Source organism: Rhizobium sp. Root1204, from assembly GCF_001424965.1.
In the GTDB taxonomy this organism is placed as follows: Bacteria; Pseudomonadota; Alphaproteobacteria; order Rhizobiales; family Rhizobiaceae; genus Pararhizobium.
Genome location: NZ_LMCZ01000041.1, coordinates 118117 through 137044 on the forward strand (window position 1 = coordinate 118117; position 18928 = coordinate 137044).

19 protein-coding genes are annotated in these 18928 nt (G+C 58.4%); 10 read left to right on the plus strand and 9 right to left on the minus strand.

From position 1 onward, the window contains the following. Positions 1-39 precede the first annotated feature (39 nt). Positions 40-198, plus strand: a complete 159-nt coding sequence (locus ASC96_RS27220) for an entericidin A/B family lipoprotein (protein ID WP_060506201.1) — start codon at positions 40-42, stop codon at positions 196-198. Between the two features lie 77 nt (positions 199-275). Here ASC96_RS27220 and ASC96_RS27225 read toward each other — a convergent pair whose 3' ends face one another. Next, the gene (locus tag ASC96_RS27225; RefSeq protein ID WP_060506202.1) at positions 276-974 is read right to left on the minus strand and encodes a B12-binding domain-containing protein; all 699 of its coding nucleotides are present in this window, start codon (positions 972-974) and stop codon (positions 276-278) included. Positions 975-1035: 61 nt separating this feature from the next. After that, positions 1036-1209: a hypothetical protein gene (locus ASC96_RS33065; RefSeq protein WP_156393898.1), complete on the minus strand. Its 174-nt coding sequence runs from the start codon at positions 1207-1209 to the stop codon at positions 1036-1038. A 148-nt stretch (positions 1210-1357) separates the two neighbouring features. On the opposite strand from ASC96_RS33065, the gene ASC96_RS27230 reads away from it, so the two are divergent. The 5 genes from ASC96_RS27230 to ASC96_RS27250 all read left to right on the plus strand — a co-directional run bounded on the left by ASC96_RS27230 (position 1358) and on the right by ASC96_RS27250 (position 7263). Then, a complete protein-coding gene (locus ASC96_RS27230) occupies positions 1358-2929 on the plus strand; it encodes a trimethylamine methyltransferase family protein (protein WP_060506203.1) in 1572 nt (523 codons plus the stop codon). Positions 2930-3036: 107 nt separating this feature from the next. After that, on the plus strand, positions 3037-3738 hold the full coding sequence (locus ASC96_RS27235; RefSeq protein WP_060506204.1) for a hypothetical protein: 702 nt from the start codon (positions 3037-3039) through the stop codon (positions 3736-3738). Between the two features lie 94 nt (positions 3739-3832). After that, positions 3833-4552, plus strand: a complete 720-nt coding sequence (locus tag ASC96_RS27240; protein ID WP_244482345.1) for a phosphodiester glycosidase family protein — start codon at positions 3833-3835, stop codon at positions 4550-4552. Positions 4553-4630: 78 nt separating this feature from the next. After that, complete coding sequence (locus ASC96_RS27245; RefSeq protein WP_060506206.1) at positions 4631-5152, plus strand: RNA polymerase sigma factor; 522 nt, start codon at positions 4631-4633, stop codon at positions 5150-5152. Next, complete coding sequence (locus ASC96_RS27250) at positions 5152-7263, plus strand: von Willebrand factor type A domain-containing protein (RefSeq protein ID WP_060506207.1); 2112 nt, start codon at positions 5152-5154, stop codon at positions 7261-7263. The genes ASC96_RS27245 and ASC96_RS27250 overlap by 1 nt, the downstream gene beginning before the upstream one ends. 89 nt (positions 7264-7352) lie before the next feature. Here ASC96_RS27250 and ASC96_RS27255 read toward each other — a convergent pair whose 3' ends face one another. Continuing rightward, a complete protein-coding gene (locus ASC96_RS27255; RefSeq protein WP_060506208.1) occupies positions 7353-7700 on the minus strand; it encodes a hypothetical protein in 348 nt (115 codons plus the stop codon). 185 nt (positions 7701-7885) lie between these two features. Here ASC96_RS27255 and ASC96_RS27260 point away from each other — a divergent pair, with 185 nt between their 5' ends. Next, positions 7886-8905 (plus strand): hypothetical protein, encoded by a 1020-nt coding sequence (locus tag ASC96_RS27260; protein WP_060506209.1) that lies wholly within the window; start codon positions 7886-7888, stop codon positions 8903-8905. 92 nt (positions 8906-8997) lie between these two features. Here ASC96_RS27260 and bmt read toward each other — a convergent pair whose 3' ends face one another. Both bmt and ASC96_RS27270 read right to left on the minus strand, forming a co-directional pair. Continuing rightward, positions 8998-10014, minus strand: coding sequence for a betaine--homocysteine S-methyltransferase (gene bmt, locus ASC96_RS27265; RefSeq protein WP_060506210.1), 1017 nt, complete (start codon positions 10012-10014; stop codon positions 8998-9000). An 81-nt stretch (positions 10015-10095) separates the two neighbouring features. Beyond that, positions 10096-11499, minus strand: a complete 1404-nt coding sequence (locus ASC96_RS27270) for an O-antigen ligase (RefSeq protein WP_156393899.1) — start codon at positions 11497-11499, stop codon at positions 10096-10098. A 265-nt stretch (positions 11500-11764) separates the two neighbouring features. Here ASC96_RS27270 and ASC96_RS27275 point away from each other — a divergent pair, with 265 nt between their 5' ends. Continuing rightward, positions 11765-13036, plus strand: coding sequence for an acyltransferase (locus ASC96_RS27275; RefSeq protein ID WP_060506212.1), 1272 nt, complete (start codon positions 11765-11767; stop codon positions 13034-13036). Positions 13037-13048: 12 nt separating this feature from the next. Here ASC96_RS27275 and ASC96_RS27280 read toward each other — a convergent pair whose 3' ends face one another. From ASC96_RS27280 to ASC96_RS27290, 3 genes are all read right to left on the minus strand, one after another. Continuing rightward, on the minus strand, positions 13049-14092 hold the full coding sequence (locus ASC96_RS27280; RefSeq protein ID WP_060506213.1) for a glycine betaine/L-proline ABC transporter ATP-binding protein: 1044 nt from the start codon (positions 14090-14092) through the stop codon (positions 13049-13051). Then, positions 14085-14993 (minus strand): proline/glycine betaine ABC transporter permease, encoded by a 909-nt coding sequence (locus ASC96_RS27285; RefSeq protein WP_060506214.1) that lies wholly within the window; start codon positions 14991-14993, stop codon positions 14085-14087. Before ASC96_RS27285 ends, ASC96_RS27280 begins: the two co-directional genes overlap by 8 nt. Before the next feature lie 305 nt (positions 14994-15298). Further along, complete coding sequence (locus ASC96_RS27290; protein ID WP_060506215.1) at positions 15299-16297, minus strand: ABC transporter substrate-binding protein; 999 nt, start codon at positions 16295-16297, stop codon at positions 15299-15301. A gap of 107 nt (positions 16298-16404) precedes the next feature. Between ASC96_RS27290 and ASC96_RS33070 the strand changes: the two genes are divergently transcribed. Next, entirely contained in the window at positions 16405-16650 is a 246-nt protein-coding gene (locus ASC96_RS33070) for a hypothetical protein (RefSeq protein WP_156393900.1), read from the plus strand. A gap of 418 nt (positions 16651-17068) precedes the next feature. Here ASC96_RS33070 and ASC96_RS33485 read toward each other — a convergent pair whose 3' ends face one another. Further along, on the minus strand, positions 17069-17212 hold the full coding sequence (locus ASC96_RS33485; protein WP_112834591.1) for a hypothetical protein: 144 nt from the start codon (positions 17210-17212) through the stop codon (positions 17069-17071). A gap of 246 nt (positions 17213-17458) precedes the next feature. On the opposite strand from ASC96_RS33485, the gene ASC96_RS27300 reads away from it, so the two are divergent. After that, positions 17459-18916, plus strand: a complete 1458-nt coding sequence (locus ASC96_RS27300; RefSeq protein ID WP_060506217.1) for a cobyric acid synthase — start codon at positions 17459-17461, stop codon at positions 18914-18916. Positions 18917-18928 lie beyond the last annotated feature (12 nt).

The following is an 18928-nucleotide window of genomic DNA, read 5'->3' on the forward strand; positions in this document are numbered from 1 at the left end:
GTCAATTGAACCTGTCACCCAGCATAAGGAACCCGCGTCATGACAGCAAAGACAATCGCCACCATCGGTCTAGTCCTCTTTTCCATCACGACGCTGGCGTCGTGCGGCAACACCATCCGTGGCATGGGCCGGGATACCGCCAACGCGGTTGATGCGACCCAGGACGCTGGCCGTAGCGTAGAACGTGCTGCCAAATAAGGCTGGTTCCTAAAATAGGAAAACCGGCCGCGCTTTTCATGAGGTCGGCCGGTTTTGCATGGTCAAATCGGTGTTGATCAGGCGCCGGACAGCTGGTTGTGCTTGCGCTTCATGAAGTCCTTTGCGGTTTCGACCGCTACAGCGGCATCACGGCAATAGGCATCTGCACCGACAGCCTTGCCGAATTCCTCGTTGAGCGGTGCACCGCCGACGAGGACGACATAGTCGTCGCGCATGCCCTTTTCCTTCATCGTATCGATCACGACCTTCATGTAGGGCATCGTCGTGGTCAAAAGCGCCGACATGCCGAGAATATCCGGCTTTTCGCGCTCGATGGCGTCAAGATAGTTTTCGACCGGATTGTTTATGCCAAGGTCGACGACGTCGAAGCCCGCACCTTCCATCATCATGCCGACGAGGTTCTTGCCGATGTCGTGGATATCGCCCTTGACGGTGCCGATGACGACCTTGCCCTGCTTCGGTGCGCCGGTGGCGGCGAGCAGCGGGCGAAGGATGGCCATGCCGGCCTTCATCGCATTGGCGGACAACAATACTTCCGGCACGAACAGGATGCCGTCGCGGAAGTCGACGCCGACGATGCGCATGCCTTCGACCAGCGCTTGGGTGAGAACGTCATAGGGAGCCCAGCCGCGCTTCAGGAGGATGTTGGTTCCATCCTCGATCTCTTCCTTCATCCCGTCGTAGAGATCGTCATGCATCTGCTGCACGAGTTCGTCGTCGGAGAGATCCTCGAGAATGATTTCGTCGTCTGCCATGATGGTTTTCCTCGGTTCCTGGCGCTGTCAGGCTCAAACCTCCCCGACGCAGGCACTATACTTAGCTTTGTTGGTTCCAAAAGCTCTTTTCGAAAGCGACGTCGCGTACGATGAAAAACGACGGCAGCGCGATCGTTGACAGGCCATAACGGGCCGGGCTTAACAAAAACAGTGCATTGGCTGCTGTGATCGCCGGAAAATATGGTAACCGCAGTTCCGGCAGGCTAGGTGCCATGCCGAAATCCGGCGGTGTCCCTGGACCAGTCGTCGCGATCGTGTTCGAGTTGCGCCATGCGTTGGCGCATTGAGAACCGTTCGGATGCTGGGGCTTGGTAGCATAGGCTCGACAAGTGCGCAGACGAGGCGCGGGAGAGGATAAAGACATGGTAGATGTAACCGAGCAAACCGAAGAAACCGGCGGACGCCGCTCGCGCGGTGAGGGCCGGGGTGCTGCAGCCCGCCGTGCGTCGCGCACGGGCGGTGGTGCGCCGCCACCGCTTCCTTACATCACCCGAAAGATTCGCGAATACGAGGTGCTCGATGAGGAAGGCCTGGCACTGATCGAGGCCAATGCCGACCTGATCCTCGAAGAAATCGGTATCGAGTTCCGCGACGACGAAGAAGCGCTGGCACTTTGGAAGCAAGCTGGCGCCGAGGTGCGCGGCCAGCGGGTGCATTTCCCCAAAGGACTGTGCCGTCAGTTGCTGAAAACCGCACCGTCCAATTTCACCTGGCATGCACGCAATCCTGAGCGCAACGTTCACATCGGCGGCAAGGCGACTGTGTTTGCGCCGGTTTACGGACCTCCCTTCGTGCGCGATCTCGACGGCCAGCGCCGCTATGCGACGATTGAGGATTTCCATAATTTCGTGAAGCTAGCCTACATGGCGCCGTCGATGCACTCCTCGGGTGGGACCGTCTGTGAACCGGTCGATATCCCGGTCAACAAGCGCCATCTCGACATGGTCTACAGCCATATCAAATATTCCGACAAGCCGTTCATGGGATCGGTGACCGCGCCGGAACGGGCCGAAGACACGATCGCCATGGCGAAGCTGGTGTTCGGTGACGATTTCGTCGAAAACAACTGCGTGACGCTGAATCTCATCAATGCCAACTCGCCCATGGTGTTCGACGAGACCATGGTCGGTGCATTGAAGGTCTATGCACGACACAACCAGGCCTGTGTCATCTCGCCGTTCATTCTTTCCGGAGCGATGAGCCCGGTGACGGTGGCGGGAACTTTGACACAGATTCTCGCCGAAGTGCTGGCCGGTGCCGCATTCACCCAGCTGATCCGGCCGGGCGCACCAGTGCTGTTCGGCACGTTCGCGGCCTCGATCTCGATGCAATCGGGGGCGCCGACCTTCGGCACGCCGGAGCCGTCGCTGGTGTCCTATGGTGCTGCACAGCTTGCGCGCCGTCTCGGCCTGCCGTTCCGCACAGGCGGATCGCTCTGTGGATCGAAGGTTCCCGATGCCCAGGCAGCTCACGAATCGGCCAACACGCTGAACATGACGCTGCTTGCCGGCACCAACTTCGTGCTCCATGCCGCGGGCTGGCTCGAAGGTGGTCTCGTGTCGTCCTACGAAAAGTTCATGATCGACCAGGACCAGCTCGGCATGATGCAGAAAATGGCCGAGGGTGTGGATCTTTCGGAAAACGCGCAGGCGCTCGATGCTATCCGCGAAGTCGGTCCGGGCAGCCACTACCTCGGTTGCGCCCATACCCAGGCCAATTTCCAGACGGCGTTCTACCGCTCGGCGCTGGCTGACAACAACTCGTTCGAACAATGGGAAATCGAGGGCGAAAAGCGTGTCGAGCAGCGTGCTAATGCGCTCGCCCGCAGCTGGCTGGAACATTACGAACGGCCGCCGCTTGATGCCGCGATTGACGCGGCGCTTCTCGACTTCATCGCCAAGAAGAAGGATTCGATGCCTGACGCCTTCACTTGAAGAGAGCCCGAACAAGCCAGGGAGAGAGGCGGAGCGGCGCAAGTAGCAGACTTCATCCAGAATGAGGTCTGGCGCCCACATTACGACAGGCAGGGGCCGAAACCGAAATGACCGGTCCCGTGACATCAAGCGATGTTTTGAGTGAACTCCGTGCAGCGCTTGCGCCGCACGGAGTTTTTTTACGCGGTGTCGTCAACTTTGCCGACGGCGAAACGGTGCCCGTCTTGAAGGACGGGAATGCGGCCGGCAGCGTGGTTTTACTGGGAAATGCCGGCGGATCGATCTGGCCTGCGTTTGAGCACTGGCGTAATTCCTCGCCCGATCGCGGCGGCAAAAACCCGCTCGATGCATGGTCGAAAGCTGTGATCGAGCCGGTGGCCGACGCTTTTGGCGCAACCGCCTATTTCCCCTCGGATGCGCCTTGGCAGCCGTTCCAGCAATGGGCGATGCGGGCGGAAGGCTTGAAATCGTCACCACTCGGCATCCTCATTCATCCACGATACGGACTTTGGCACGGATATCGCGGAGCACTTGCCTTTGCGCAGGCTCTGCCGCCAACCGCGAGCCCCATTTATCCGCATCCTTGCGATCATTGTCCCGATCGGCCCTGTCTCTCCAGCTGTCCGGCACACGCTGTCTTGCCATCGGGGTTTCAGCTGGGGCCGTGCCGGGCGCATCTGGAAACAAGAGCGGGGCAGGCTGGCTGCATGATGGCAGGATGTTTTGCCCGCAATGTCTGTCCAGTCGGTGCTGCCTATCGTTATCCGGCGAAACAGCTGCATTTTCATATGGCTGCCCTCAGTTTATAAAATTCCGGCCTCTATTTTGCTGTTCTCGGACGACAGCGTCGGGCGCGTGTGAAATGAGGTGGGTATGTTTCGTTCCTTGAGTATCGGGTTGGTCATGACCGCATCCATTCTGTCCGCTGGCGAGGAGGAGGCCGCCTGCCGTATGGTGACGCACTTGACGCAAAGTTATGCTGTTTGCAGCTTCGACCCCACCGCCAGTGACATCGGAATCTTTCACCGCGGCCGCGATGGCCAGCCCTATGGCGGCTTTGCGCCTCTTATGCACGATCTGCGGCAGGAGGGTGAATATCTCGAATTCGCCATGAATGGCGGCATGTACGAGCGCGACCTGACATCCGTTGGCCTGCTGGTGACCGACGGTGTCGAGCGCAAGGCAATCGACCAGGGCTATAGCTGGGGTAATTTCTACCTGAAGCCCAATGGGGTTTTCTTCCTTCAGGGTGGCCGGGCAGGTGTCCTGGAAACCGAAGCCTATGTCGATGCGGCGGTCAAGCCGGATTTCGCCACGCAATCCGGGCCGATGCTGGTGATCGACGGGCAGTTGCATCCGGCCTTCCTGCCGAAAAGCGATAGCCTGCAGATTCGCAACGGTGTTGGCGTCGATCAGAAGGGCATGGCTATCTTCGCGATCTCGCTGGAGCCTGTACGTTTCCATGATTTCGCGACCCTGTTTCGCGATCAACTCGGTTGCGCCAACGCGCTGTTTCTGGATGGTTCGATCTCCAGCCTGTTTGCTCCCTCTCTCCAGCGTTACGACAATACCCATCCGATGGGGCCGATCATCGCCGTGACCCGGAAAATCCCGGGATCGTGAAAATATTTTGGTCCGCACCCAAGGATCGGCCAGGACAGAACGTCTCAGTATCAGTTGCAACAAATCCGGGCGGGTGATTTGGACGAGGATCTTATCGAGCGGGCGCAGAAGGGCGATCGGAATGCCTTCGGCTTGCTGGTGGAACGGCACTATGATTTCGTCCATGCGGTTGCCTGGCGCTGGTCCGGCAATGTGGGCGATGCCGAGGATATTGCCCAGACGGTATGCCTGAAGCTGGCGCAGGCGATCCGGGCTTTTCGGGGAGCCAGCCGTTTCCGTACCTGGCTCTATACACTGACCTTGAATGCTGCACGCGACCATCAACGAAGCCAGTTACGCGAAAGGCGCAATGCCGCGAATTTCCTGGCAGACCCGACAAGTGCTGCGGCAAACGATAATCACGACCAGACCGAAGCACTCTGGGAAGCCGTGCGGCAGCTGCCGGATAAACAGGGTGATGCCGTTCTGCTCGTTTATGGCGAGGGCCTGTCCCACGCCGCCGCCGCTGACGTCATGGGCTGCTCGGAGGTAACGATATCGTGGCATGTGCATGAAGCCCGCAAACGGTTGAAAATCCTGCTCGGCAGGGAGACGATGTGATGAACGACGATCTGAAAAATCTCGGCCAGATGACCCCGCCATCGCCTTCACCGGCTGCGCGCGCCCGTGCACTGTCTCTGGCAATGCAGGCGTTCGACGAAAGCGAAAATAATTCGAAAGCCCCCCAAGGAACTACCGATGCCCGGCGTCAAAGCTCCATATTCAACAGGCTATGGAGCCCCATCATGAACAGGAAATTTCTCGCAGGTTCGGCGCTCGCCACGCTCCTGGTGGTGCCCGCTGCCGCTTTTCTCACGCTGGAATTGACGCGGGGCGGTTTGCCGGCAAGTCCGGATGGCCAACAGGTCGAGGTGGCGACTGGTGTCGCATCAAAGGATGCAGAAGCCAAAAAGGCGACGCCGTCAAAACCCAAGAACGATTCGGCTGCAGAGATGCCCGTGGATAGCCTGACGCAGCGGCCTGACGTTGTTACCGGCCAGGCCATTAACGGGGTGACCGCGGAACCGGCGGCACGCGCAACAGCTGATGACGAGGCGGCGGCCTATGCGACACCTCGGCCGGTGGATCAGAAATCGGTGAGTGCCGCCTCGAACCTTGAGCGGCGGACACAGTTTGCAGCCCCATCGCTGACGGTTGCCAACGAATCGATGGCTGCCGGCTCCATGGCGGAGATCATGCCATCCCCCATGACTGCGCCGACGGACACTCTTTCACAACCAGAAGAAAACCGCGACCGTTTCACCGCGGCTGACACCAATCCGGTCAAATCAACGGCCACGGACCCGGTCTCCACTTTCTCGGCGGATGTCGACACGGCGTCCTATTCCTTCGTGCGCAAGTCGCTGATGGCTGGACAGATGCCGGACCGAGACAGTGTGCGCGTCGAGGAGATGATCAATTATTTCCCCTATGACTGGCCAGGTCCGGATAGCAAGGACGCGCCGTTCAAGGCAACGGTCACCGTGCTGCCAACGCCGTGGAATGCCAATACGCGACTGATGCATGTGGGCATCAAGGGCTATGATATTGCGCCGGACGTTGCACCGCGCGCCAATCTGGTTTTCCTGATCGACGTCTCCGGTTCAATGGACGAGCCGGACAAGCTGCCGCTTTTAAAAACCGCATTCCGTCTTCTGGTCGAGAAATTGAAGCCCGACGATACCGTCTCGATCGTCACCTATGCCGGCAATGCCGGTACGGTGCTGGAGCCGACGGCCATCAAGGACAAGGCAAAAATCCTGTCGGCGATCGATACCTTGCAGCCGGGTGGCTCCACGGCGGGTGCGCAAGGGCTGGAGGCGGCTTATGACCTGGCGGAGCGGGCCTTCGTCAAAGGCGGCGTCAACCGGATCATGCTGGCGACGGATGGCGATTTCAATGTCGGGCCATCCAGTGACGAGGAGTTGAAAAAGACGATTGAAGCCAAGCGCAAGAGTGGGATCTTCTTGTCGGTGCTAGGATTTGGCCGCGGCAACTACAATGATGCGCTGATGCAGACACTGGCGCAGAATGGCAACGGCACGGCCGCCTATATCGATACGCTGGCCGAAGCACAGAAATCGCTGGTCGAGGAGGCCGGATCGTCGCTCTTCCCGATTGCCAAGGACGTGAAGTTTCAGGTGGAGTTCAATCCGCAGCAAATCGCCGAATACCGCCTGATCGGCTATGAGACCCGTGCGTTGAAGCGTGAGGATTTCAACAATGACAAGGTCGATGCCGGCGATATCGGTTCCGGCCACCGCGTCACGGCGATCTATGAGATCACTCCCAGGGGAAGCTCGGCAGTTCTCAACGATGACCTCCGCTATGGTTCAAGCCCCAAGGTAGAGGCTGCTGCCAAGCCGTCAGACGAGCTGGCCTTCCTGAAAATCCGCTACAAGCAGCCGGATAGCGACACGAGCAAGCTCATCACGACGCCGGTGACCGAGGGCAATGCGGTGGCGGCGCTCGATCAGGCGGGGCAGGACGTCCGCTTCTCCGTCGCGGTCGCGGCGTTTGGTCAGAAACTGCGGGGAACCGATGCCGTGTCCACCTACAAATACGGATCGATCCTCGACCTGGCATCGGCTGCCAAGGGTGAGGATGCCTACGGCTACCGGGCGGAGTTCCTCAATCTGGTCCGGCTCGCCAGAAGTCTTGGCGGAGAATAGCGCTCGCGAACACCGGAAAGAGCGCCTTCCAGCTAACCGGAGGGCGTTCGCCGGTGAGCCAAGTCGATACACGGCGTATCACTGCAAATTCAGGCTTTTGGATAAGCCTTTTCCAGCCCACCTGAACGGACAAGCCCGATGCGGAACGCCTGATAGGCGGCGTGCTGGCTGGATTTGGCCGCTTCCATCAGACGGATCTGTAGCCGGGCAGGGGCGCTTGAGCCCAGCCATTCGCCAAGCTTTTCGAGTTTGAGGGAATTCAACAGTTTTGCTGCGGACGCAAGGTCGAGCTGGCGGTACAGGCCTTCAATCAGATTTTCATCCTGCGTAGCATTTTCCATCAGCAGCAACAGATAGGCTTTCTCGCCTTCGCCGAGGGCCGCCAGCTTTTCGGCAACGGAATCACGGGCGGGAAACGGGGCGGGTGTACCGTTCATCTCTAGGCTTTCTTCAATTCACAACGGGTCAATCTGGAAAATGATTACCGGCCGAGGCTGGGGCAAAACTGGATTCAGCCGCAAGGTTGGCACAGTCTTGCTGATGCTAATGGAGAATATTCGAATGTGATGGCGGACTGATATTGCCGAATAGGCGTTCGAGTGTTTTTGGAGTGGAGATACCGATGGCCCAGCTTTCGATCTGCATGCCGAGCAACCGGCCGTGGGCAACCTCGCGCAGCGCGATCGAGAGTGCGCTCGCCTATGCTGAGAAAACCGGCGCGCTGCTGATTGTGTCCGACAATTCCCGAGACCCGGAAAAACGCGCGTTTCTTCAAAACCGTTCGCCCAATCTGCTTTACCATTATTCGTCAAGCGAGGATGCGTCAGGTAACGGTCTGGAAGCCCTGTCTTTGGCTGATACGCCGTTCGTGATGCCGATGGGCGACGATGATCACATCCAATTCAGCGCCGATGAAACACCGGTCGATCTTTCATTGCTGCCGGATGATGTTGTCGGCGTCCGGCCGCAAACGCAGATCTGGACGGCAGAGAACGGGGTTTGCCAGACGGAGTGCTATACGGTCGACGCCGCGTCACCAGCGGAACGGTTGCACGAATTCACCCGCAAGGTAATGGGCAATAACAGCATTTATTACAGCATATACCGGACCGGTGCTTTCGTGCCGTTGCTGCGGCTTTTCACGCAGGCACATCCAACCAATGGCGGCTATTGTGACTGGAGCCTGACGTTTGCATTGATCACTGCCGGCAGAGTGGTTCATGATCCATCTCTGATCTACCGGTACGACCTCGGCATATGGGCGACGGAGAACGGGATTGCTGAGGCCACCAGCAATCTTTACGTCAAGGCTGGGCTTCCGGCGGATAGTGAAAAATATGCCGCCCTTTTGCGATTTCTAGACGTGCATGTTTTCGCGATTCGTCCCTCGCTGCGGCTGGCTCCGGCGGAACGTGACGAGGTGCTCCTGATGAACGGCCGTCTTGCCTTGGCGGCATTTCTGCAGAGCGTCCGGACCAATGGCGCAGATTATGACGAGGTGGTGGTCTATCTCGCGGAGCTGATCGAACAGGAGCGGAACATCGAATCGATTTTCCATCTCGCGCTTTTGATGGCCGATTGTATCAAGCCCGGTTTGAAGGATGGCTACATCCGCTTCTTCAAGGCCGCGGCCGCGGCCTGAAAGGTACGCGCCTGAAAAAATCAGGTTGAAACACGAAGGGCCTGAAAATCAGCTGATTTTTCAGGCCCTTCGTGTTGATGACGATGTTCTTCTCAGCCGCGGCGGCGGCCGCGCTCGCGGGCGGGTGCGGATGGACCTTCATTGGCTGTTTTGTTGCGCATCGGGCCGATGCGCTCGACGATGGCTTCGACGGTCGGCCGATCCCCCGGTATATAGGTGTCAAGCGCGACGCGCATGGCTGCCAGATGTTCGCAGGACGTCCCACAGCAGCCGCCGATGATCTTGGCGCCGGCATCGCGGGCAAGGCGGGCATAATCGGCCATCAGCGGTGGTGTGCCGGAATAATAGATTTCCGAACCACGGAATTCCGGAATGCCGCAATTGCCCTTGATGATGATGCTTGCCTCTGGATTGGCGTCCGTCATGTCGAGCAGCGAGGAGAGGATGTCGGAAGCGCCGACGCCGCAATTGGCGCCGGTTGCGACCGGACCACCGCCGATATCCTGGGCAACGGCGAACATGTCCTTCGGGTGCAGACCCATCATCGTCTTGCCGGCCGTGTCGAACGATCCTGTGTAGACGTAGGGAAGCCCGACCTTGACGGCGGCTTCGGCTGCTGCCCTGATTTCATCAGGAGCCGACATTGTCTCGATCCAGGCAACTTCCGCACCACCAGCCTTCAAGCCTTCGATCTGTTCGACGAATGCCTCGACAGCATCTTCGTAGCTCATGGCGCCAAGCGGGATCAGCAGTTCGCCGGTCGGGCCGACGGAGCCGGCGGTGATCACCTTGCGCGGTGCCTTGTCGGCAACGGCACGGGCGATCTCGGCGGCGCGCTTGTTGAGATCGTGAACGCGATCCTGCGCCTGATGCAGTTTCAGGCGATGGCGCGTGCCGCCGAACGAATTGGTCAAAATGATATCGGCGCCGGCATCGACGAAATCCTGATGCAGCTTGGTAATGTTCTCGGGCTTGGATTCGTTCCAGAGTTCCGGTGCTTCGCCCGCTTCCAGTCCCATCGCAAACAACGAGGTGCCTGTCGCACCATCGGCGAGGAGCACGCCCTTTTCGGCGAGCAGGTCGGAAAGCGGATTGGCGTGCACGGTCATGGGGGATCCTGATCTCATCGGGTTTTGCAACCATATAAAGATATCCTTATATGATTGCAAGAGTGTCGCCGTACGATGATCTCAGTCGGCATTGTGCCGCAGGTTGCAGCGTGCTGCCATGTTCAGCCCGAAAACGGCGAGGGCAAGGAGCATCCACATAGGATCGGCGCGGTTGAGGATGAAGGATTCAAGCATGCCGTTGTAGGTCATGAAGATGACGACCATCACGCAGAATTCCGAGAAATTGCGGCTACCTCTGCGGCGGGCGGCGCGGAGGTAGTCGACGAGCGGTTTTACGAAGAGAAGCAGGATCATCACAGCGCCGCCCGGAATGCCGAACGTCAGCAACGCGTCGAGATAGGCGTTGTGGGCCGATACGATGCCACGCACGTCCCAGTCCGCTTCGAAATTGGCCTCCATGCCCCGAATGACCGGCGATTGCCAGAAGCTGGCATAGCCATGGCCAAACCAGGGATGTGCGGCGATGCTCTCGGATGCAAACTGCCAGATCGCATCGCGGCCCGTGAATGTCGGATCGTCCAGCACGGCTGCGGTCATCGCAAGAAAGCCGGGGGAGTAGATTGTCCCGACGGTTAGGCAGGTGACAAGCACTGCGAGACACAGGTGTGAGATGACGATTGCGGCTGGGCTGCGGATGGCGCTGCCGCACAGCACGATACCGATCGCCAATGGCAGGAAGCCGATCGTTGTCTTCGAGCCGGTATGAAGAACGAAGATGACGGCCAGCAGTGTGATGGCCCATCCGCGCAGGCGCGCGCCTGACCGGATGCAGTAGATACCGAACATTGCGAGCACCGAAAAAACCGGGGCCGATACGTTCTTGTGCGAGAGATGGCCGCGCCAGTAGCCGGCGTGCCATGACTCCAACGCGGACGCCTGATGGATCGCTCTTTCGGGCAAGAGCACGAGCGCTGCGTAGTTGATGATGAGCAGCAGCAGCACCGCATTCGCGCAAGCCTCGACAAAGTCTTTCTCGCTGCGCGGTAGGACCAGCACGCCGGCGACCATGAGCATGGCGACGAGGCTGAGGGTGACGCCGCGTGCCGAAGCATTCGGGTCGTAGGACTGCATGCACGAGAAATAGGCGATGGCAAAAACGATCAGCCAACTTGGTGAGATCAGTTGCAGCAGTGTTCGGGGGGGAACGGAGCCCAGCATGAAAAAGACGAACAGCCCGCCCAATCCGAGATAGCCGATCTGGTTGACGACATTGGCCGTGCCCCCACCATCGGCCTCGGAAACAACATCTCCCATGAAGGGATTAAGGGTCAAGATCATGATGAACAGGCCGAAACCCGCAAGAAAGGTCGTTACGACCCGCATTACCACGGCGGCCCCTTCGGGCACCTCTTGCGGTATGGCTATTCTGGCGTCTGCGTTGCGCAAGGCGTAGTGTCCGTGACGGTAAAGATTGCCGTGACCGTCGCCACCCGTCCATTCCCGGAGTGGCCAGCGTCCAGCCACATAACATCAGCCTGTAAACGGGTTTGGCGGCTTGACCGCACAGTGCATTCACATGGTTAAATCGGCGTAAAGATACTTTCGCCGGCAGGTTCATCCTGACGTTGGTGCAGGTATCGCCTGTCAAATTTATTTACCTATCTGGCGGATTTCTGGCGCCGCCGTAGTCCGGTTAACGCAAAATTTCGGGGCGTCGTAGGACGCTTTCTCCATCATTGATGCGCGTTGTGCGTGCATGTTGTACGTAGTGGGTGGAGCCAGCAGGGTCATGATCAGTATCAAAATCCGCAATGAACCTGCGTCCGCAGCAAGCGGCGGTGCAGGCCCGTCTAGAGTTCGGTTTGCTGTTCTTGATTCCTGGCGAGGTATCTGCGCGCTGCTGGTCGCGATGATGCATTTTCCTGCGTCCGGACCACTGTCGGAAAGCCTTATTGTTCGCAATGCCTATCTGTTTGTGGATTACTTTTTCGTGCTGTCCGGCTTCGTCATCGCGCACCGCTATCGTTCCAGTCTTTCCACCCGCGCCGCCTATCTCCGGTTTGCAATCGTGCGGTTTGGCCGCGTGTACCCGCTGCATCTGGCTGTGCTTGCGATTTTCGTCATATTCGAATTGCTGAGGCTGACGGTGCCGGCGTTGCGGGGAGACGGTGCGGCGCCTTTCTCCGACGGCAACAGTCTCAGCGAACTGATCAACAGCCTCCTGCTTCTCAACGGGATCGGAATGGACGTGCGCCTGACCTGGAATAGTCCCAGCTGGAGCATTTCGGCCGAGGTCTGGACCTATCTCCTGTTTGGTCTTGCTGTCCTGTCGTTCGGCCGCCGCCACTGGATTGTCTTCATTCCGGTGATCATCGCCGGGATGGCGGCCATCTATGCCTGGTCACCGAACCATATGGACACGACATGGCATCTCGGCTTTGTCCGCTGCCTCTACGGTTTTTCACTGGGCGCACTGCTCTATCATGTCTTCGGGCCGGTGCTGGTCGCCCGCCATCTGGGTGCGGCCACGCCGCACGTCACATCATTTATTGCAACATGCGTCGAACTTCTGGCGCTGGGCGCCATTCTCGGGTTTGTCGCTCTGGCCGGCAAGGGGCCGGTGAACATTCTGGCGCCCTGGGTATTCGCGCTTGCCATCTGCGTGTTCAGTTATGAGGGCGGTGCGCTCAGCCGCATTCTCAACCGGCCAGTTTTCCTGTGGCTGGGCACGTTTTCCTACGGGATCTACATGGTCCACATTTTCGTTCAGGCCCGCATGATTAATGCCGGCAGCGTCCTCGAGAAAATAACGGGACAGTCATTCGTCGGCGCATTTTCGATCGGGCGGGAAGAATTCTTCGGGTTCGGTATTCGGGGAGCCGCTTTCGGCACGGTCATGACGCTGGCGATGGTCATTCTCGTCGTCGTCACTGCGCTTGTCGCACATTTCGCCATCGAGAAGCCGGGTATTCGTCTGTCGAAAGCGCTGGCGGACAGGATGGGTGGAGCACCGCGCCAGAAAGGGACGGGACAGGCCGGATTGTCCGCCCTGTCCTCCTGATAAGAGTTTTCTTCAAGCTGCTTGCAGCTGATGGCCGATTGGCGTCACCATTGCGGAAATGATCGTGCCAAGATCCAGCGAGCCGACCGGCTTGCCATTGGTATCGACGACATGTGCAACATTCAGGTTGGCGAGGGTCATCATCCGCGCGGCACTTTCGAGCACGGTTCCGATCGCGATGGGCATCCCTTCGGCATTGCCCGAGAGCGGTTTCATGATCGTTTCGACATTGATGACGCGGCCTCGGTTCACTTCCTTGACGAAGGCGGTGATATATTCATCGGCCGGCTTCAGGACGATCTCCTGGCCGGTGCCTTGCTGGATCACCTTGCCGTCGCGCAGGATGGCGATCTTGTCACCCAGCCGAAGGGCTTCGTCGAGATCGTGGGTGATGAACACCACGGTCTTTTTCAGCTCCTTCTGGAGGTCGAGCAGAACAGTCTGCATGTCGACACGGATCAGCGGATCGAGCGCAGAATAGGCTTCGTCCATCAACAGGATGTCGGCGTCGTTCGTCAGCGCCCGGGCAAGACCGACACGCTGCTGCATGCCGCCCGAGAGTTGGTTGGGATAGTGGTTCTCGAAGCCCTTGAGGCCAACGCGCTCGATCCAGCCCTGCGCCCGCTTGCGGCTCTCCGCATCCGGAACTCCCTGGATTTCCAGGCCATAGATTGTGTTCTCGATGATCGTGCGATGCGGTAGCAGCGCGAATTTCTGAAACACCATCGCAGTCTTATGGCGGCGGAATTCGCGAAGGTCGTTTTCATTCATCTTGCAGACGTCGACGCCATCATAGAGCACTTCACCCGCCGTTGGATCGATCAGGCGATTGATGTGGCGGATAAGGGTCGATTTTCCTGAACCTGACAAGCCCATGACAACCATGATGCCGCCGGCGGGCATGGAGATGTTGATGTTCTGCAAGCCCAACACATGGCCATGTTTTTCATTCAGTTCGGTCTTGCCTAGTCCGGCCTTGACCTGGTCGATGAATTCGCGGCCGCGGGGTCCGAAGATCTTGTAGAGGTTCTTCACCTCGATCGCGTGACTAGCCATGGATGACCTCCGAGTGCTTTTGCAGCCGCTTGCCGTAGGCTTGGCTGGTACGATCAAAAATGATGGCGATCGCAACGAGGGCGAAGCCATTGAAGAAACCGACGGTGAAGAACTGGTTGTTGATCGCCTGCAGCACGTTGCGGCCAAGACCGCCGACGCCGACCATCGAGGCAACCACGACCATCGCGAGGGACATCATGATTGTCTGGTTGATACCAGCCATGATGGTTGGAAGCGCTAGCGGCATCTGCACGTTTTTCAGCCGTTGCCACGGCGAAGAACCAAATGCATCAGCTGCTTCCAGCACTTCCTTGTCGACCAGGCGGATGCCAAGGTTGGTGAGGCGGATCATCGGTGGCACGGCATAGATGACGACAGCGATCAACCCGGGAACCTTGCCGATACCGAAGATCATGACGACTGGGATCAGATAGACGAAGCTCGGCATCGTCTGCATGACGTCGAGGATCGGATTGATGATCGACTGGGCGCGCTCGGAGCGAGCCATCAGGATGCCGATCGGGATGCCGACGATGATGGCGATGAACGTACAGACCGTAACCATGGCCAGCGTCACCATCGTGTCGTTCCACAGACCGACAAGGCCGATCAGCAGCATGGAGACGATGGTGCCAATAGTGATCCTGATATCGCGGCTACCATAATAGACAATCGCGACCATGACGGCCAAAATAACGATCCAGGGTGAGCTGACGAACAATTTTTCGAGGTAGTTCAAAAACCATTGAAGCGGCTGGACGAGCGCATCGATGACATTGACATATTCGCGGACGAGGGCCTTGAAGCCGTCATCGACGCTTTTTCGAGCCATTCGGATTGTCGTATCATTGATCGCCGGAAATTTACAAAGCAGATCTGGCAAGTAACTGCATATTGCCATGTCGTTCCCCTTTTTGCCGGAAGTTTTATAGTGCCGGCTGCGTCGACGATGCCTGTTTGAGGCCGCGCGCAGACTTGGGTGGTTTCTTTCCGAACCCCGGCATATCGAGAATGTGACAGCTTTTCGCCCCTGGCGACTATACCGTTTGCGACGATTTTCGTTTTCACATCCGTATCTGATGGAAATACCGGCGGCATTTCATGTCGCCGGTATCGGGATTTGCTGTTTGCCGCGGCGATTTGGCGTGCCGGGTTGGTAGCCGAAAGCCGACAGCGAAATCTGCTCCGCTGCCGCAGGGCAAGCCGTTAGAGGGCTGCCTTAACCTTTTCGGCGACGTCCGGAGCGACCCACTTGGTCCACATGTCCGGATAGGTTTCCAGGAAGTGCTTGGCAGCATCTTCGTTGGTACCCTGGTTATCGGTCATCCAGGCGAGAACCTGGTTGACAGTGCCGTTATCCCATTTGCGGGTCTTGACGTAGTCCATGGCGACGCCAGCCTTTTCGGAAAACGCCTTGGTGACGACGGTGTAGACGTCTGAGGTCGGATAGGAGTTGACCTTCGGATCCGGGCAATCCGGAACCGCTGTGCAGGCGTCCCAGTCAGCCTTGTTGTGCTCGACGCCGAAGCTCAGCCGCGTCATTTGATACTTGCCGAGAATGGCTGTCGGAGCCCAATAATAGCCGAGCCAGCCCGACTTCTTTTCAAAGGCGTTGGAGATCGACCCATCGAGACCCGCTGCCGACCCGGTATCAACCAACTCGAAACCCAGCTTCTCGGCGCCCAGTGCCTTGTAGAGATTGGCCGTCGAAACCTGGCAATTCCAGCCTGACGGGCAGTTGATGACGGCAGCCTTTGAGGGGTCTTCCGGTGCAGGGAAGAGTTCCGGATGCTTCAGCGCGTCCTGAACTGTCTTGATATCCGGGTGCGCGTCAGCGAGGAATTTCGGAATCCACCAGCCTTCGACGCCGCCTTCGCTCAAGAGCGGCGCTGCCTCGATCAAGCGGCCTTCCTTGATGGCGGCATCCAGCGGCGTGCGCACGGCATTGACCCACAATTCCGGCGCCATGTCCGGCTGCGCCTTCTCATTCATGGAGGTGAAGGTCGGCATGGTGTCACCGGTAACGAGCGTTACCGTGCAGCCATAGCCGTTTTCGAGAATGTATTTGTCGACCCAAGCAGCGACACCGGCCGACGCCCAGTTCATTTCGGCAATGCTGACTTCGCCGCATTCTGCGGCTTGAGCGGAACCGGCCAGTGCATAAATGCCGGTAGCGATGATGGTGGAAGCGAGCAGCTTCTTCATGTTTAAGACCTCCCAGTCTTATATGCAGCCAAAATCTTGGGGCCCATCGGGATACTGCATCTCCCGGAAACCCGATCGTTCAGGTTGAAGCAGTCCGGGGGGCTCTTGTGGCAAGGCCGATCTTTCATCCCCGCTGCGACGGTGCTGGAGTTTTTTTGTCTGGCCGCGGAACTCTGTCGCCAGCCATCTCTCTTTTTACCGTTAAGGGCAGCGTAAGTATTCCACAGGAGAAATCAACCTCCGGAATCGTTTTAGGCCATGCGGACGGCATTTGCGGGGTGCCGGAAGGCGCGCGCAAGCTGTTGAATTTTAATGAGCCGGGCAAGATTTTTGTGCAAATGCGCCGCTCTTGAGCGCAAAATTAGCACCGCTTCACACAAGAGTTGCGGAGCGTGTTTTATCCCAGACAAATTGTGTCCCGTATGCGCCTTCACATCGATTTTCATGTGTCGTGAAAAAAAGTGAAAAAAAAGACGGAATTCACCTTTGATTAAGCTCCTGCTAACCATCCGGTAACACTGTCAGGCTAATTGTTTTCCTGCGGCAGGGATACTTGGCCGCCCGGCTGGATTAGGTTTTGCGTCCCGGCCGGAGCGATCTCCGGGTGTATGCCGGAGTGGCCATGTGTAGCTTTGGCAGACCGCACGGTTCCGGAAGGAGCGGGTGCGGTTTTCGCATTTCCGGCGCCTTTCTCGATTGGTTGGCATAAAAAAACCGCGCCGTCCGAAGACAGGCGCGGTTCGAATTGTCAGTCTGGGAGGAGAGTGTGTGTCAGCCGACGCTGCGGGTCCGGATGAAACCGAGCGGGCCGAAGGGGGCGGACATGACCGTGTTGCGGACGCGCGACTGGCTGTCGGGTACCTTCGAATTCCAGGCGATCTGAACGAAATTGGGCTTGCTGAAGATGAACAACATCGGGGTGTGACCTTGGGTGTGGAGCGCCTTTCGCTCCGTGCTTTGATAGTGCTGATATAGTCCTGTTGGGGCGGAATACAACGAGTATTTTCGCCACGATATGTCGCTTTTTGGATGGTTTGCCATGCGTGTCATACAAGCCTTGCGGCAGCCTGAAATATCGCGTGAAAAACGGGTGCGAAAGACGGCAAAAATGCGGCGGAATATGGCTTTTATTGCGGTTGGGGCAATGCTAGAGGATGGGCCATGACAAAGACGATCATGCTCCAGGGAACCGGCTCCGATGTCGGAAAAACGGTACTCGTGGCGGGGCTCTGCCGCATCGCAGCCAATCGCGGCCTGAAAGTCGCTCCGTTCAAGCCGCAGAACATGTCGAACAATGCAGCTGTATCCGACGATGGTGGTGAGATCGGCCGCGCACAATGGCTGCAATCGATGGCGGCGCGCATCCCGTCGTCGGTGCATATGAACCCGGTTCTGCTCAAACCTCAGTCGGAGACCGGTAGCCAGATCATCGTTCAGGGCAGGGTGGCCGGGCAGGCGAGAGGACGCGATTACCAAGCCTTGAAGCCGAAGCTGATGGGCGCCGTCATGGAAAGCTTCGAGGCGGTGCGGTCAGGCACCGATCTGGTGGTGGTCGAAGGGGCGGGATCGCCGGCCGAAATCAACCTGCGTTCCGGCGATATCGCTAATATGGGATTTGCCACCCGCGCCAATGTGCCGGTCGTGCTGGTTGGCGATATTGATCGCGGCGGCGTCATTGCTTCGCTGGTCGGCACGCACACTATTCTGTCTGGCGAAGACCGTGCCATGATCTGCGGCTATATTATCAACAAGTTCCGGGGTGACGTGTCGCTGTTTGACGATGGCATTGCGGCGGTCAACGGTTTTACCGGCTGGCCGTGCTTCGGCGTCGTGCCGTGGCTGAAGAGTGCCGCCCGCCTGCCGGCGGAAGATTCCGTCGTTCTCGAAAAGCTGGCACGTGGAACGGGCAGGGCGTTGAAGGTTGCCGTGCCGGTTCTGTCACGCATCGCCAATTTCGACGATCTCGATCCTCTGGCTGCCGAACCAGAGGTCGATCTGGTCTTTGTGCGGCCCGGTGAGCGCATTCCTGCCGATGCCGGTCTTGTCGTCATACCCGGATCGAAGGCAACAATTGCCGATCTTGCGGATTTTCGGGCTCAAGGCTGGGACCGCGATTTGCAGGCGCATGTGCGGCGTAGTGGCCGTGTCATCGGCATTTGCGGTGGATACCAGATGCTGGGAGACCGGGTCACCGATCCGCATGGTATCGAAGGCAATGTCGGCGAAATCCCAGGGCTTGGCCTTCTGGCAGTCGAAACGGAGATGGCGCCGGAAAAGACGGTGCGCAACAGCAGGGCCCGCTCGGCGATCTACGATGTTGCGCTGGAAGGTTATGAAATCCACCTCGGTCGCACCACCGGCTCCGATTGTAACCGCCCGGCCGTGATTATCGATGGCCGCCCGGATGGCGCGGTCTCGGCAGATGGCATGGTCAGCGGAACTTATCTGCATGGGCTGTTTGCCAGCGACGCTTATCGCGCGGCGCTGCTTAAAAGCTTCGGTATCGAGGGGGGCGGCGAAAACTATCGGCTTTCAGTTGACCGTGCGCTCGACGACGTCGCGGCCGAACTGGAGGCGGTGCTGGATCCGCGCTGGCTGGATGGATTGATGCCGTCCTGACAGGCACGCCTT